General features: G+C 59.1%; 12 protein-coding genes. 3 read left to right on the top strand and 9 right to left on the bottom strand.

All coding sequences use genetic code 11. From position 1 onward, the window contains the following. Window positions 1-34: 34 nt before the first annotated feature. Entirely contained in the window at window positions 35-646 is a 612-nt protein-coding gene (locus EAW52_RS17775; RefSeq protein ID WP_122043409.1) for a pseudouridine synthase, read from the top strand. 26 nt (window positions 647-672) lie between these two features. Here EAW52_RS17775 and EAW52_RS17770 read toward each other — a convergent pair whose 3' ends face one another. The 5 genes from EAW52_RS17770 to EAW52_RS17750 form a co-directional block, all read right to left on the bottom strand. Then, window positions 673-1,065 carry a globin gene (locus EAW52_RS17770; protein ID WP_122043408.1) on the bottom strand — a complete coding sequence of 131 codons (393 nt, stop codon included), beginning with the start codon at window positions 1,063-1,065 and terminating at the stop codon, window positions 673-675. Between the two features lie 168 nt (window positions 1,066-1,233). Continuing rightward, window positions 1,234-2,496 carry a cytochrome c gene (locus EAW52_RS17765; RefSeq protein WP_256680636.1) on the bottom strand — a complete coding sequence of 421 codons (1,263 nt, stop codon included), beginning with the start codon at window positions 2,494-2,496 and terminating at the stop codon, window positions 1,234-1,236. A 9-nt stretch (window positions 2,497-2,505) separates the two neighbouring features. Next, the gene (locus tag EAW52_RS17760) at window positions 2,506-4,707 is read right to left on the bottom strand and encodes a xanthine dehydrogenase family protein molybdopterin-binding subunit (protein WP_122043407.1); all 2,202 of its coding nucleotides are present in this window, start codon (window positions 4,705-4,707) and stop codon (window positions 2,506-2,508) included. A gap of 14 nt (window positions 4,708-4,721) precedes the next feature. Further along, a complete protein-coding gene (locus tag EAW52_RS17755) occupies window positions 4,722-5,177 on the bottom strand; it encodes a (2Fe-2S)-binding protein (RefSeq protein ID WP_122044852.1) in 456 nt (151 codons plus the stop codon). A gap of 257 nt (window positions 5,178-5,434) precedes the next feature. After that, window positions 5,435-5,914: an Lrp/AsnC family transcriptional regulator gene (locus EAW52_RS17750; RefSeq protein WP_010797133.1), complete on the bottom strand. Its 480-nt coding sequence runs from the start codon at window positions 5,912-5,914 to the stop codon at window positions 5,435-5,437. A gap of 448 nt (window positions 5,915-6,362) precedes the next feature. Between EAW52_RS17750 and EAW52_RS17745 the strand changes: the two genes are divergently transcribed. After that, window positions 6,363-7,466: a DUF6515 family protein gene (locus EAW52_RS17745; RefSeq protein WP_122043406.1), complete on the top strand. Its 1,104-nt coding sequence runs from the start codon at window positions 6,363-6,365 to the stop codon at window positions 7,464-7,466. 48 nt (window positions 7,467-7,514) lie between these two features. On the opposite strand, the gene EAW52_RS17740 is transcribed toward EAW52_RS17745, so the two are convergent. Next, on the bottom strand, window positions 7,515-8,426 hold the full coding sequence (locus EAW52_RS17740) for a cation diffusion facilitator family transporter (protein WP_122043405.1): 912 nt from the start codon (window positions 8,424-8,426) through the stop codon (window positions 7,515-7,517). A 6-nt stretch (window positions 8,427-8,432) separates the two neighbouring features. Then, window positions 8,433-8,852, bottom strand: a complete 420-nt coding sequence (locus EAW52_RS17735; protein WP_122043404.1) for a polyribonucleotide nucleotidyltransferase — start codon at window positions 8,850-8,852, stop codon at window positions 8,433-8,435. 115 nt (window positions 8,853-8,967) lie between these two features. On the opposite strand from EAW52_RS17735, the gene hrpB reads away from it, so the two are divergent. Next, the gene (hrpB, locus tag EAW52_RS17730; protein WP_122043403.1) at window positions 8,968-11,478 is read left to right on the top strand and encodes an ATP-dependent helicase HrpB; all 2,511 of its coding nucleotides are present in this window, start codon (window positions 8,968-8,970) and stop codon (window positions 11,476-11,478) included. Window positions 11,479-11,495: 17 nt separating this feature from the next. Here the strand turns inward: hrpB and EAW52_RS17725 are convergent, their stop codons facing one another. Together EAW52_RS17725 and betT are read right to left on the bottom strand one after the other, a co-directional pair. Further along, complete coding sequence (locus tag EAW52_RS17725) at window positions 11,496-12,575, bottom strand: AbrB family transcriptional regulator (RefSeq protein ID WP_122043402.1); 1,080 nt, start codon at window positions 12,573-12,575, stop codon at window positions 11,496-11,498. Window positions 12,576-13,020: 445 nt separating this feature from the next. Further along, window positions 13,021-15,018, bottom strand: coding sequence for a choline BCCT transporter BetT (gene betT / locus EAW52_RS17720; protein WP_122043401.1), 1,998 nt, complete (start codon window positions 15,016-15,018; stop codon window positions 13,021-13,023). Window positions 15,019-15,192 lie beyond the last annotated feature (174 nt).

The raw sequence follows: 15,192 nt of genomic DNA, 5'->3' as shown, positions 1-15,192 counted from the left end.
TAACGTGCCCGTGCCTCAAGTGCCAGTCTTCATCATGCCTCGTTCCTACCGCTCCCCTCAAACCCCGCGTCCTCGTCGTGTTGCCAAGGCCCCGCCGGCCGAGCCGCGGCTGATCTTGTTGAACAAGCCATTTGATGTGCTGACCCAGTTTTCCGATAGGGACGGGCGGGCTACGCTCAAGGACTTTGTTCCGATTCCAGGTATTTATCCGGCCGGGCGGCTGGACCGGGACAGCGAAGGGCTACTCCTGCTGACCAATGACGGGCGCTTGCAGTCGCGCATTGCTGACCCCAGGCACAAGCTTCCCAAAACCTACTGGGTTCAAGTGGAAGGCACCCCTACGGATGAGCAGATACAAACGCTGCGAACAGGCGTCGAGCTGAATGACGGACCGACGCTTCCCGCAGAGGTGCGCCTGTTGGAGGAGCCGGAACTGTGGGAGAGAAACCCTCCCGTGCGCTTTCGCAAGAGTGTTCCCACAGCCTGGCTGGAGCTTGTGATTCGTGAAGGCCGCAATCGGCAGGTACGTCGCATGACGGCAGCCGTCGGCCTGCCTACATTGCGCCTGGTGCGAGTACGCATCGGCCCTTGGGCGTTGGAGGGTATGGCGCCGGGTGAATGGCGCGAGGTGCCGGCGCGGCTGTAGCCGCGCCAGCGGATCAGCTGTAGCGATCAGTAATGTGACGTGATAACCGAGATGCCTTCGTTCAACACGTCCCGCCAGGCTTTGAGCGTCTCGTCCGTGCACTGCGGGTCGTGGCTTGAAATGGTGGCAAGCAAGGTATCGACCCAGATGCCGTAGAGTTCCGGACGAATATCCATCTGATGGCGGCAATGGGTTTCGCCCAGCGCGCGCAACTTGGTATCCGGCATTCCGCGCGCCACCATGACCAGGTTCATGATGCCCTGTCGCAAGAGCTGCTTTTGGGCCTGCATGTTGGTATTGACGAACTTCTCGCGGATCAGCGGCGAGCTGGCAAGAAAGCGGGTATAAAAGTCATCGAAAAAGTCAGCGCTGGCGCAGCAGCGGCCGTAGCTCTGCATCACCTGGTCGGCGGGTTTCATGGCAAGTCCTTGCGAGTGTTTCGTCCACGTTTGTGGGTACAGCGGATGGGGTGCGAAGTGTAAACGGGTGGCAAGCCTATCAGGTTAAGACAATAGTCTTAAAGGCCTTTTGATATGGAGGGTTATTGGCCGCGCCTCTGTATGAGGCACGGCCGGCAGGTGAATGGCTTATTCGGGGTGACGACGCTTCTCGATCTCGTCAGCCGTCATCTCGCCCTGGGCATGGCCGAAATGCTCCAAGACAAAATTGGTGACCGCCGCCAGCTCCTGGTTGGAGTATCCGCGGGCAAAGCCCGGCATGAAGTGATCGCCGTGGGGATTCTCCAGCTTGTCTCCTCCCAGCAAGACCTGCACCAGATTGGTTGCCTCTGGATCGTTCACCGTGCGCAGGCCACTGAGCGCGGCAAAGGTGCTCTGCCGGCCCGAACCATCCCACAGGTGACAGCTGACGCAGGCGTCGGCAAACACCTTCTGGCCCAGCGGGTTGTTCCCTTTGGCCGGTGCGTCAGATGACAGTGCCTTGGGCTCCGGTCGCATCAATCCATACGGCTGACTGGGGACCGATTTCAAGTACACCACCATGGCGCGGATATCCTCAGGCGTCAGGAAGCGCAGGCTGTGATTGACGGCTTCGGCCATGGGGCCAGCCGCAACGCCATACCCTTCGGCATGGCCTGTAGACAGGTAAGAAGCCAGGGCCTCGTCCGGCCAGGCACCGATGCCGGTCTTCTGGTCACCGCTAATGTTGTAGGCCTTCCAGCCCTGGATCACCGCGCCACCCAGGTTTCGCGAGCTGTCACGCGCTTGGAAGATATTACGGGGGGTATGACATTCGCCACAGTGCCCCGCACCTTCCACCAGATACGCACCGCGGTTCCATTCAGCCGACTGGCTCGGGTCCGGCTCGAAGCGCTCGTTCGGGTTGAACATCATGTTCCAGAACATCATTCCCCAGCGTTGATTGAAGGGGAAGCTGATGTCGTTTTCCTTGTTCGGCTGTCTGATGGGCTCCAGGCTGAACAGATACGCCTTGATTGCCAGAATATCTTCCCGCGACATCAGTGTGTAAGACGTATAGGGAAAGGCCGGATAGTAATGCTTGCCGTCCTTGCCGACGCCTTTTTGCATGGCGTTGACAAAGTCGTCATCGCTCCAGGTGCCGATTCCGGTTTCCTTGTCCGGCGTGATGTTGGGGGAATACAGCATACCGAACGGCAGCTTGAAACCACGACCGCCAGCGAACGGTTTACCGCCGTTCTCGTCAAGGTGACAGGCTACGCAGTCAGCTGCACGGGCCAGGTATTCGCCGCGCTGGACCGTGGCCTCATCAGCAGCCTGGGCAGACAGCGTTGTGAGGGCCAGCGCTACAGGCGCCCCGCTGCTCAACACCGTACGCGTCATGGTGCCCCAGATAGAAGTGAAACGATTCATAGGAGCTCCTTAAGCCACGTGGTAACCGGCGCGAACTACCGGCAGACGACGAAGGCGCTTGCCGGTTGCCGCATACAGAGCATTGACCAGAGCCGGTGCAATCATGGCGGTACCGGCCTCTCCAATCCCGCCAGGTGTTTCATGGCTTGGAATGATGTGCGTCTCGACCGGTGGGGCATCGCTCATGCGCAACTGCCGGTAGTCGTGGAAGTTGCTCTGTTCCACATGTCCATCCTTGACGGTGATCTCGTTATAGAGCGCAGCAGACAGGCCAAACAGCGTGCCGCCCTCCAGCTGAGAGTGAACAGAGGTCGGATTGGTTACCTCGCCGCAATCTGCAATACAGATCAGGCGGGTGATGTGGATGCCGTTCTGCGCATCGACCTGCATTTCCACTACGGTAGCCATATAGCTGCCAAAAACTTCCTGTACAGCGATTCCACGGCCATGGCCCGCTGGCAGTTTCTGGCTCCAGTTGGCTTTTTCGGCGGCAAGCTTGAGTACCGCCTGCGCACGGGGATGCTCGCCGAGCAGCTTCATCCGATAATCGACCGGGTCCTGCTTGGCTGCGTAGGCCAGCTCATCGATAAAGCTTTCCATCACATAGGCGCCATGCAGCGGGCCTACCCCACGCCACCAGGAATTGAGAATGGCCTTGGGCGCTTCAGGGACGTAACGGACCCTGAGGTTTGGAAGCGAGTAGACGGGTTTGTTGGAAACCTCTACTGCGTCGGCATCCAGCCCATTGGGAGGTACGGCGGCTGGCGCAAACCGCGCCATGACCGAGGCCCCGACAATGGTATGCGACCAGCCCACCGGCATGCCGTTGGCATCCAGGCCTGCGCTGAAGCGATCGATATAATGAGGACGGTACAGGTCATGGGCGGTGTCTTCTTCACGCGTCCAGACCAGCTTGATGGGGTAGTCGACCTGCTTGGCTATGGCTGCGGCCTGACCGATGAAGTCCGCTTCCAGGCGACGGCCAAAGCCCCCGCCGATGAGCTGGTTGTTGACGATGATCTTTTCCGGCGGCAGGCCGGTTGCCTTGGCGGCCGCCTGTTGGGCCATAACCGGCACTTGGGTGCCGACCCATAGTTCACAGGCATCCTCGCGGACCTGGGCCACACAGGTCATGGGCTCCAGCGTGGCGTGAGCCAGGAAAGGCATCTCGTATTCCGCCTCGATCTTGCTGGACGCACCGGCAATGGCCTTGTTGATGTCGCCAACCTCGGCGGCAATGGCGCCTTCGCGATCAAAGGCTGCATGCAGGGCGCGTTCGATCTGGGCGGAGTCGATACCGGCGTTCGGGCCCAGATCCCATTGGATCTCCAGTGCCTTCAAGCCTTTAAGGGCTGCCCACATGTGGTCGCCGATCACGGCAACGGCATTTTCCAGCTTTACTACGTCCCTGACACCCGGTACGGCCCGGGCGCGGCTATCATCCACTGAGACAAGCGTGCCACCTACGACCGGGCAGGCGTTGACAGTGGCAATCTTCATACCAGGCAGTTGCAGATCAATGGTGAACTTGGCGGAGCCGTTTACCTTGCCGGGAGTATCAAGACGGCGAAGCGGTTGGCCGATGACTTTGTAGTCTTCCGGCTTTTTAAGCGGGACATTTTCGGGGACCGGCAGCTTGGCCGCAGCGTCTACCAGTGCGCCGTATGGCAGCTCACGGTTATCTGGGCCGATGACCTTGCCGTTTTCGGCCCGGCACTCTTCAGGTGATACATCCCATTGGTTGGCCGCGGCCTGGATCAGCATTACGCGGGCCGCCGCAGCGGCTTCCCGCAGGGGTTGCCAGTTGCTGCGAGTCGATGAGGAACCGCCGGTGGCCTGAAAGCCCAGAAGCTTGTCCCCATAAAGTTTTTCGTCTGGCGGTGCTTCCTGCACCCTGACCTGATCCAGGGTAACGTTCAGCTCTTCGGCTATCATCATGGCAAAGCCGGTCTGTACACCCTGACCCATTTCGATCTTGGGCGAGATCAGCGTGATCCGCCCATCGTGGCCTATCCGAAGAAACGCTCCCAATGCCGTAGGGGTGTCCAGCGGTGCGTCTTCTGGCCCTTTGTTGACATACTGTTCGGCATAGCTGCGGCGGGAAAAAGGCAGTGCGGTTACCAACAGCAAACCACCTGCGGCGATACCACTGGCCTGAAGCAGCTTGCGGCGCGACAGGATTACTGCCTGCGCCGATACATTCTTGGTCATGGGATATGCTCCGCTCAGGCCTGGGAAACGCTTTTGATCGCGCCGCGGATACGGGTATAGGTACAGCAGCGGCAAATATTGCCGGACATGCCCGCATCGATTTCAGCATCGCCTGCGTCTGGGTGCTGGGTCAGAAGCGCCACGGCCGACATGATCTGGCCGGACTGGCAATAGCCGCACTGCACGACTTCATGCTCAAGCCAGGCATCCTGTACTTTCTTGCCCAGGTCGGACTCGCCCACGGCTTCGATGGTCACGATCTTCTGACCTTGTGCAATGTTGCTCACAGGCAAGACGCAGGCACGAACAGCCGTACCGTCCAGATGAACCGTGCAAGCGCCACACTGTGCGATCCCGCAGCCGTACTTGGTGCCGGTCATTCCCAGCACATCACGTAGAACCCAAAGCAGGGGCATGTCGTCGGGGACGTCGACCTGATGGTCGGCCCCGTTGATGTTGAGCGTAAGCATTGCAACCTCATCAGCACGGTAGGACAGTCGACTCGTCATGCCGGAACGCCGTCAGGCAAGGTCATGCCGACGGGAAGGGCTGCGAGTAGATCGTTGGTTTATTCAGGACAGAATGAGCGGTGCTTCATTCCGTGTCCTTGGAAAAATTTAGATAAATAAATCTGATTTATCCATCTTCTGGCAAGAAACACCAGCATCAGTATCGGATTCGTGCAAATCCGTGGCCTTAGACAGGTCCATATAAATCGCGACGATACTCAGCCACGCAGGTGCTCAAGCGGCAGCTCGGTACTGGAGATGACCTGGTTGAGAACGAAGCTTGAGCGCACGCTCGAAACGCCTTCTATACGGGTCAGGGTACCCAGCAGCAGTTTCTGATAGTGGTCCATATCCGGAACGACCACCTTGAGCTGATAGTCCGCATCCATGCCGGTCACCAGGCTGCATTCCAGTACCTCCGGGCACTGCCGAATGATCGACTGGAAATGCTCGAAGCGTTCAGGGGTATGTCGGTCCATGCCGATCAGTACGAAAACTGTCAGGCTAAGGCCCAGTTTCTTGCGGTCGAGCAGGGCAACCTGACGATTAATGTAACCATCATCTTCCAGCTGCTTGACTCGTCGTGAGCAGGGCGAAGGAGACAGGCCGATTCGCTCTGCCAGTTCTTGGTTCGAGATGCGTGCATCACGCTGGAGTTCGGCAAGAATACGTAAGTCGTAGCGGTCTAGTTTGTCCATTTTGAAACCAATCCTTTGGAAAATTGCGTTTAAAAGGTTTTTTTAGTGTTCTGTTGCTTAAACGGTAGAGGATATAGCAAAAAACGCAAACTTTGGTCGGTGCAACAGGGCTAAGCTGAACTCATTACTTCGATGGCCCGGACGAACAGTCCAACGGTGAGCTCCAGGAGGGCAAGCCGATAATGCCGCCGACCTATCAGGTCGTGCCGCTCCCGGGCCACTCACCGCCCAAAAGGCTGTGTGATCGCAGCAGTCGCCAAAAGCGACTCAGAGGACAGAATTCCGGAAGGGGGCGAAAGCCTCCTTTTTTGTGCGCCTGATAAAAGTGTACGCCTGTGCTCCGCCTATCCGTCAATGCTCGCCTCGCGCATACTCCTGGCTTAGATTGAGGATTCGACCGCCGCCTCGCCATTTTCGGAGCGACCGGCGGTAAGCAGGAGATAGGGTCATGAAGCGCCGCGGGCGTTTGACAGGTATCGGTCTGATAGTCGCATTGAGCGCAGGCCACGTGCTGGCAGGGCCTTTTGAGGCCGGACAGACGCAGTTCGGCAATCCGTCCGGCGGCGCTGCGCCTCAGCCTCAGGCGGGGCAGGGTCGCGTTGGAGATCACCCGGACTACTCGCCCTCTCGGGGAATGGATCCTAATGCCGGGCCTCGTCCGGGAGCGGGTCGCCCTATCGGGCAGGATGGCTCGCGCTGGCAGACCGGCAGTGGTCAGGATCTTCCCCATCAACGCTATGATTTTCCCCGGCGGCCTGTCGAGCGGGTCGATGAAAACGGTGTACGGTTTATTACCGCGCCTCCGCGAGAGGTCACAGGGCAGGCGAACCACTCTCGGGAAGACGGCTGGAATCGACCCGATGCCGTTCGGCGTGGCGATGAGCGTGCTCGCTGGGAGCAATCCGGGCCGAATGATCTGAATCGAGGCTGGGAAAATCAGCCCCGTGTCATTGATCATCCTGATTATGGGCCGTACGGCAACTGGAATCGCCCGCGCAGGCACAACGACTTTGATCGTCGTGGCTGGGGACCAAACCCTGATTGGCGTCCCGGCTATGTGCTACGCCGCCCGCCGCCCCGGTACACCCGTATCTGGCATCAACGCTATGAGTATTATTACTCCGACGGCTACTGGTACCGCCCACAAGGGTCGAGTTATGTCATCGTGACACCGCCGCGCGGCGTGTATGTCAGCAACTTGCCTAACTATGCGCAAACTCTGGTGATCGGCGGGCTGACCTATTACTTTGCGGCTGGCACCTATTACCAGCCGCAACCGGAATACAATCGTTACATTGTCGTGGAGCCGCCTGTGCAAAACGGTGGCTATGCCATTAGCAGCAATGCTTTTGATGTCGCCATAAGCCCTGCCTATGGTCAGACACAGGCCCAGATGGAGCAGGATCGTTATGACTGCCAGCGTTGGGCGGTCAGCGAGTCAGGTTTTGATCCATCCCGAGCAACCACTGCGCCACCGGCTGATGTGGCGGATCGTTATCGACGTTCGCTGGGCGCCTGCCTAAGTGGTAGGGGATATAACGTGACCTATTAAGTAGAATCGTCTGATTGTAATTTGAAAAGGTCAGACGCCCTTGAGCCCTCAGTTCGGAGGCAGCGGATGCCGATGGGGGACATCGGGTGCATCCAGCGGGTCGGCATGCACCAGCACTTCGGCCTGCGGATACTCCGCCATGATCGCCGCCTCGGCCTCGTCGCACAGGCGATGGGCTTCGGATAGGGTCATTTCTCCCGGTAGCTCCAGATGCAGTTGGACGAACCAATGGCTTCCCGAAATACGCGTGCGCAAATCATGAGCCCCCAAGACTTGGGGCACGCTGCACGCCAGCGTCAACATGTGCTCGCTGACTTCATAGGGCAACTCCTGATCCATCAGCACACTTAGCGAGTCGCGTGCGATTCCAATGGCACTCCAAAGGATATACAGCGCAATACCCAGGCCAAAGATGGCATCCAGCTGATCCCAGCCGTAGCTGGCAGCAATCAGGGCAATCAGGATGCTGGTGTTGAGCAGAAGATCAGAGCGGTAATGCAGAGAATCGGCGCGAATCACTGCGGACCCTGTAATCTGAATGACGTGCCGCTGTAGCATCAGCAGGCCCGCAGTCACAATCAATGAAAAGATCATGACTGCAATGCCTAGCAAAGGCGTTCCCAAGGGTTCAGGTTCTTTCAGGCGTCCGATGGCCTGCATACCGATCAGGATTCCGCTGGCGCCAATGAACAGGGCCTGGGTAATACCCGCCAACGATTCCGCTTTGCCATGGCCGTAACGGTGGTCGTCGTCGGCGGGCTTTAGGGAATAGCGCACCGCCAGCAGGTTGAACAGGGAGGCCGCGCCATCAAGCATGGAATCGGTCAGCCCAGCGAGCAGACTGACCGATCCGCTGAACCACCAGGCGATGGCCTTCACGGTAATGAGCAGGCCAGCCACTGCGAGTGAAGCAGTGGTGGCCAGGCGCAACAGCCTGGCGTGTTCGGTACGGCTCTTCATCAGGTGTTATGCCGCAGGGCGCAACCCGAAGGCGGCCAATTGCTCAGGGCTGCCGCTGTGCTGAATCAGGCGTGGATCGGTCAGCGGCAGGGAGCGGCCGGTTTCCTGTTCGATGATGGCTTTGAGGCGCGCCTTGTTCACCTTGCCATCCACATCGATAGCGTCTTTTAGCTTTTGCGGATCGACCGAGGCGTGCTGGTCGTTGGGCAGGTAGATGGCTCCGGACGTAAAATCAACACCGAACGCAATCAGGCCGGGAATGATGTAGAACAGCAGGCCTACCGCATCCAGGATGGCAATGCCCGGGTCGATCTGGCCAGTAATTTGGCCGCGACGCTCAGGGTAAAACAGCGTACCGCAGGCCGAAATCTGGGTCAGCACTGCTGCAGCAAGGGCGCCACAGATCAGGCGAGTGCGCATTGGCATAAACACCTCCATAGGTCAGGAAACCGCACTATAACCGGCGTTGCGAGAGGCCGGAAGCGGGCCGCTGGAGTCGTTATAATCAGCAGCCACCGTATATGACCACGTGCACAGCAGAATGACGCCATTACCCATCGATACCGTATTGCCCACCCTGCGCGCCGCCCTGGTCGAGCGCGACGAAGCTGTGCTGGAGGCACCTCCAGGTGCAGGCAAGACCACACGTGTACCGCTGGCGCTGCTGAATGAGTCCTGGCTGGCGGGTCAGCGGATTCTCATGCTGGAACCGCGGCGCTTGGCCGCTCGGGCAGCGGCGGAGCGGCTAGCGGCCGAGTATGGCGAACCGGTGGGCGAGACGGTGGGATACCGCATTCGCCTGGAGAGCAAGGTAGGGCCCAGGACGCGGATCGAGGTCGTTACGGAAGGTATTCTTGCGCGTCGCTTGCAGGATGATCCTGCCCTTGAAGGCGTTGGTTTGGTCATTTTCGACGAATTTCACGAGCGAAGCCTGGATGCCGATTTGGCGCTGGCACTCACTCTGAATGGGCGTGAGCTCTTGCGTGACACTCCGCTCAAGGTCCTGGTCATGTCCGCAACCCTTGAGGGTGAGCGGCTTTCGGCCTTGCTGCAAGGGGCTCCGGTGGTGCGCAGCGAGGGGCGCATGTTTCCGGTGGAGATCAAATGGGGGCGGCCCACTTCGACGGACGAGCGCCTGGAGCCCAGGGTTGTTCAAACCATCCAGCAGGCACTGGATGAGCAGGACGGAAGCCTGCTCGTCTTTTTGCCGGGGCAGGCTGAAATCCGGCGGGTTCATGAATTGCTGGATGAGGCGCTGGCTGGCAGGGTGGATATCCGGATCGCGCCGCTCTACGGTGAGCTTGATCTGGCTGCCCAGCGAGCAGCGATTGAGCCGGCACCGGCCGGTATTCGCAAGATTGTGCTGGCGACCAATATCGCCGAAACCAGTCTTACCATCGAAGGCGTTCGGGTGGTGATAGATGCCGGACTTGCCCGGGAGACCGCCTTCGATCCCGGCAGTGGCATGACGCGGCTAGCGACGCGACGCATCTCTCGCGCCTCGGCCACCCAGCGAGCGGGACGGGCGGGGCGTCTGGAGCCAGGAGTGTGCTATCGCTTGTGGTCGGAGACGCAGCATGACCAGCTACCCGCCTATGATTCACCGGAAATGCTGCAGGCTGATCTGGCTGGGCTTGCGCTTCAGCTGGCGCGCTGGGGCGCTGATGCAGATGAGCTGGTCTGGTTGGACAAACCTCCTGCTGCGGCCCAGGCACAGGCACAGGATCTGCTTGTGCGTCTGGGTGCGCTCAATGCTGACCGAACGGCCCTGACAGCCCATGGACAGGCCATGAGCATCCTGCCGGCTCATCCGCGACTGGCTCATCTTCTGCTTCGGGGACAGGCCCTGGGGTTGGCGCCATTGGCGTGTGATCTGGCGGCTATTTTATCTGAGCGGGATATCGTGCGTGGCGAGGGTGCGGATATACAGACTCGCCTTGCGCTGCTGGCAGGCGAAGGGAAAGGGCCACGAGGTGGTATCGCGCGAATTCGCCAGCTGGCAAGACAATTCAAGGGCTTGCTGCGTGGCGCTTCCGAAATGCCTGTGAGCGATCCGGATCATCCACGCTGGGTAGGGTGTCTGCTGGCTTTTGCTTACCCGGAGCGGGTCGCACACCAGCGCCGATCCGGCGGTGCAGAATATCGGCTGGCCAATGGCCGTGCGGCACTGTTTGCCGATGTCGATTCGCTGATGAAATCACCGTGGTTGGTGATTGCCGATCTTGGGAGCCGACAAGGGCAGCGTGAAGAGCGTATCTATCTGGCTGCCGAGCTTGATCCTGCCTTGTTTGAAGGGCCTCTGGCCGAGCAGGTATCGACCCATGAGGAGGTGGACTGGGACGAGCGAGAGGGCGTACTGCGCGCCGAGCGGCAGGTGCGGATCGGTGAACTGGTCCTTTCCCGCGAACCCTTGAGTTCGCTGGATGATGACGCGCGCAGCCGGGCATTACTGGGGCTAGTCAGGCGTAAAGGGCTTGAACTCTTGCCCTGGACACCGGAGCTGCGCCAGTGGCAGGCACGAGTCATGCTTCTGCGGCGGCTGGACCTGGAGCAGGGCGGTCTCAGCGAGTGGCCTGACGTGACCGACACGGCACTGCTGGCAATGCTGGAGAATTGGCTGCTACCGTATCTGGGACGGGTGACTCGCCTGTCCCATTTCGCTCAGCTCGATCTGGGCGCCATCCTGCAGGGCTTGTTACCCTGGCCGCTACCAAGCCGCCTGGACGAGCTGGCGCCCCGCTCGATAGAGGTACCTTCAGGCTCCCGTATCCGGCTGGACTACACCGAGGAGCCGCCCGTGCTGGCCGTCAGATTGCAGGAGATGTTCGGCTTGGCCGACACCCCTCGGATCGCCGGCGGACGGCTTGCTGTAAAGCTGCACCTGCTGTCCCCTGCGCAGCGCCCGGTGCAGGTTACCCAGGATCTGGCTAACTTCTGGCGCAGCACCTATGCCGAAGTAAAGAAAGACCTGAAAGGCCGCTATCCAAAGCACTATTGGCCGGATGACCCGCTCGTTGCGGAGGCGACTGCACGGGCCAAGCCTCGGCGTTAGTGCCGAGGCTGTATAGATCAGACTCGCGCCACGCGGGCGATCTGTTTGGCCAGGAACGGCCCGGATGCGATCACGCCAATCAAGCGCAAGGCCTGCATGGCCAGTACCAGCCCGACGTCCGCATGGCTGTCCACAGCGATGATCGCCATCGAGTCCAGGCCGCCAGGACTGGTCGCAAGGTAGGCGGACAAAAAGTCCTTGTTCATCAGATGAGCCAGGAACAGGGCCGAAAGAGCGCACATGGCGATCAACATCAGCGAGGCCATGATCATCTTGGGCAGGGCTCGGGTGACATAGCGCACCGTGGTTTTATCGAACCGCAAGCCTACATAGCAACCCATCGAGCCAAACGCGATGGCCAGTAACCAGTGGGGAAGGGTAATGGTTACCCAACCGTTGAGCTGCAATATGGTGCCCAACGCAATAGGCACCATTAGGGCGCCGGCCGGCAGGCGCTTGCCTAACCAGACGCCTACTACCACGACGGCCAGCGTAATTCCAAATGACTGCAGGGTGTTCCAGTCAAAGGTGATCGCGGCCGAGTGAGAGGCTGCTCCTGTACCTTCAGCCCCTAAAAAGCGGCCAACTAGGGCACTGATCACGACTACACAAACAACACGTACATACTGCATGGTTGCCACGATGCGGGAGTCCGCCCCGTATTCCTCCGCCATGGCAACCATGGCGGAGGCCGCGCCGGGCGTAGTACCCCAGGCGGCGGTGGAGCCGGGTAAACCGCCGAAGCGAACCAGGATGATACCCACCAGTACGCTGAGCAGAACGGTAATGGCAGTGGCCAGCAGCATGACCGGCCAGTGCGTAGCGACCATAAGCAGAACGGCCGCTGTCATGGAGTGGGCGATCAAACAGCCCACCACGCCCTGGCTTAGCTGGAACAGTGGTTTGGGTAGACGGATCGTGGCCCCTTTGACGCCAAAGCAGATGGCGACCAGCATGGGCCCTAGGAACATGGCCGCAGGGATACCGGCACGATCAAGGCAAAAGGAAGCCAGACTGGATACAACAATCAGGGCAGCCCACTGCAGGGCAGGATGTCGTGATGGCGGTGCTGCAGATGAAACAGGGGCGTGAGGCAATGACGTCCTCCTCAAGAGGTGGCAGCCACAGACGGCGTAGCCGCGCTAGAGCCTTATTATACGCGCTTTCCGGCTAACATTTGATAGCAAGATAACTAACGAAACGATCACGAATCGTAATGGCGGTCCTGAAGCAATCGCAGGCATTGTCGGATGTGTTTGCGGTATTCCTTGTAGCAAGGCGTTAAGACCGCGAAACAAGGCATCCTGATAATGATGCTTCGTTAAGTTCCGAGTCTTAGAGGGTCAGCCTGATCTTGGCTTTGTTTAATCGGGTGGGCTGGATGTTGGATATCGGGATTTCGAAAGCATTTTCCTGGATCGCTATGCCCCGGCTGTTAGAGTCGCAGCATTCGGGGCAAGAAGCATTTCACCACTGCTATGCCTAGAAGGGCAACACCGGTATCCACCCAGGCCGCCGAGTGACGTCCCGGGTAAGATGAGATCAGCGGACTAGATGCAGGAACTGCAGGTGCCGCTCGTACTGGTCGAGCATGTCGTTGATGATCTGCTCCTTGGTGTAGCCCACCAAGTCATAATCCTGGCTGCCCTCAGCCAGATAGACCTCTGCACGGTAGTAGCGACGGTTTTTCAGGTGCAGCCCGCCCATGCCCGCTCGGGCAAAGCTGGGTGTGAAATACCCCTGCATGATGACTCGATAGATAAAAGGATGCTGTTCGCCATGACCAACCTCAAGGCTCAGGTTGGCATTGGTAGGATCAAGCTCGGTCTGTACGGCCAGTCCTTTTTCCCGGAATACCCCGGCCACTTCCTCAATTGCCGGGCGAACAATGGTATCCATTACCCGATAGACCTCATCGCGCGACGGGAAGTGAACAGCCTTGGCAAGGCGCTGACGCCAGCCGCCGCTGCGGCGTGGGTTGGCCTGAGACACCGGGGCCAGGGAATGTGATCGTGCCCGTTGCCGCTGCGATTCGGTGTAGAACGCCTTGTGCAAGCCCCACATCATCAGCAGGGTTACCAGCGAGAAGGGCAGAGAGGTCAGGACCACCGCAGACTTCAGTGCATCCATGCTACCGGCGACCAGCAGCCCGCCCGTGACAAGGGCAGTAGCCGTTCCCCAGAAGACGCGCAGCCACTTGGGACCGTCTTCGTCCGCTTCGCCGCCTGTCGAGGACAGGGTCGACAGCACCACAGTGCCCGAGTCCGCCGATGTCACGAAGAACACAAAGCTTACGAATACCGCCACCGCAATGACAATACGGCTGGCAGGATACGTTTCCAGGAGGTGATAGAGCGCCATGGATGGCTCGCGAATAGCCGTTTCGGCCAGGCTGGTCAGGTTGTGGTTTAGCACCTGATCCAGCGCGCTATTACCAAAGATGGACAACCACGCGAGGGTAAAGCCAAGCGGAATGAACAGTACGCCAAAGACAAATTCACGAATGGTACGACCACGGGAAATTCGCGCGATGAACAGGCCTACAAAGGGTGCCCATGCGATCCACCAGGCCCAATAGAATACGGTCCAGCCGCCCAGCCAGTCGGACGGTTTGTCATAGGCATAGAGGTCAAAGCTCTTGGTGGGAACAGCGCCCAGATAATCGCCGATGTTCTGGATCAGCGTATTGAGCAGGTGCTGGGTCGGCCCGGCAAATAGGACAAACAACAGCAGACCGACCGCCAGGAGCATGTTGATATCGGACATGACGCGCACACCCTTGTCCACACCTGATACGGCAACAAGAATGGCGGCTCCCATCATCACGGCAATCAGCAGGGCTTGTACCCATTGGGTATGGGGTACACCGAACAGATAGTCCAGGCCCGAGTTGAGCTGAAGCACACCAAAGCCCATATCGGCGCCCAGGCCGAAAACGGTGGCAATGATGCCGAAGCAATCTACCGCATGGCCAATAGGGCCGTTGATGCGCTTGCCGATCAGAGGGTATAGCGCTGAACGTAAGGCCAAGGGCAGGTTATGGCGATAGGCGAAATAGGCCAATGCCATGGCAACGAGTGCAAAGACCCCCCAACCATGCAATCCCCAGTGCAGAAAGAGCAGTTGCATGGCCTGACGCGCAGCAGCCTGCGTGCCGCCTTCGCCTTGAGGGGGATGCATGAAATGCGTCAGGGGTTCTGACACGCAGAAAAAGAACAGGGTAATACTGATACCGGCTGCGAATAGCATGCCGGCCCATGAAAGGTAACTGAACTCAGGCTGATCGTGATCTGCGCCAAGCTTGATCTTGCCGTACCCTGAAAGGGCCGTGACGATGACAAAGACCAGATAAAGCGTCATGGCCAGTAAGTAGTACCAGCCTACCGTCTGTGAGGCCCATGTCTGGGCTTCCAGCAGCCAGGCTCCGGCGCGCTCGGGGAAGGCGATTACCACCAAAGCAAAGACCAGGATCGCTGTGGCCGCGCTGTAAAAGGCGGGCGGATTGAGTCGTACGTTACCGGATGGGGTCGTGCTGCTCATGGAGCATGTTCTCCTATAGGGCAGGTGCCAAAGAGTCCGTACAGTCGAGTCGCGGGTTTCCGGTCACTCGCGATGCTGTCGGGCTAGTAGCTCAAGGTGATTCGAAAAAGGGACATTCCTTGCCCGTCGTTTGTAGTCATTTTTATTAATTGATCGTTCAATATAAAAAGATAA

Source organism: Pseudomonas sp. LTJR-52 (genome assembly GCF_003691465.1).
In the GTDB taxonomy this organism is placed as follows: Bacteria; Pseudomonadota; Gammaproteobacteria; order Pseudomonadales; family Pseudomonadaceae; genus Chryseomonas; species Chryseomonas luteola.
Note: the sequence above shows the minus strand (reverse complement) of the source record. Positions and strands in the feature narration are given on the sequence as shown.

Excerpts from the sequence above, each read along its gene's own strand:
- EAW52_RS17775 (WP_122043409.1), top strand. The coding sequence starts at position 35 with ATGCCTCGTTCCTACCGCTCCCCTCAAACCCCGCGTCCTCGTCGTGTT.
- EAW52_RS17735 (WP_122043404.1), bottom strand. The coding sequence starts at position 8,852 with ATGCCAATGCGCACTCGCCTGATCTGTGGCGCCCTTGCTGCAGCAGTG.
- EAW52_RS17755 (WP_122044852.1), bottom strand. The coding sequence starts at position 5,177 with ATGCTTACGCTCAACATCAACGGGGCCGACCATCAGGTCGACGTCCCC.
- EAW52_RS17750 (WP_010797133.1), bottom strand. The coding sequence starts at position 5,914 with ATGGACAAACTAGACCGCTACGACTTACGTATTCTTGCCGAACTCCAG.
- hrpB (WP_122043403.1), top strand. The coding sequence starts at position 8,968 with ATGACGCCATTACCCATCGATACCGTATTGCCCACCCTGCGCGCCGCC.
- EAW52_RS17745 (WP_122043406.1), top strand. The coding sequence starts at position 6,363 with ATGAAGCGCCGCGGGCGTTTGACAGGTATCGGTCTGATAGTCGCATTG.
- EAW52_RS17765 (WP_256680636.1), bottom strand. The coding sequence starts at position 2,496 with ATGAATCGTTTCACTTCTATCTGGGGCACCATGACGCGTACGGTGTTG.
- EAW52_RS17770 (WP_122043408.1), bottom strand. The coding sequence starts at position 1,065 with ATGAAACCCGCCGACCAGGTGATGCAGAGCTACGGCCGCTGCTGCGCC.
- EAW52_RS17740 (WP_122043405.1), bottom strand. The coding sequence starts at position 8,426 with ATGAAGAGCCGTACCGAACACGCCAGGCTGTTGCGCCTGGCCACCACT.
- betT (WP_122043401.1), bottom strand. The coding sequence starts at position 15,018 with ATGAGCAGCACGACCCCATCCGGTAACGTACGACTCAATCCGCCCGCC.
- EAW52_RS17760 (WP_122043407.1), bottom strand. The coding sequence starts at position 4,707 with ATGACCAAGAATGTATCGGCGCAGGCAGTAATCCTGTCGCGCCGCAAG.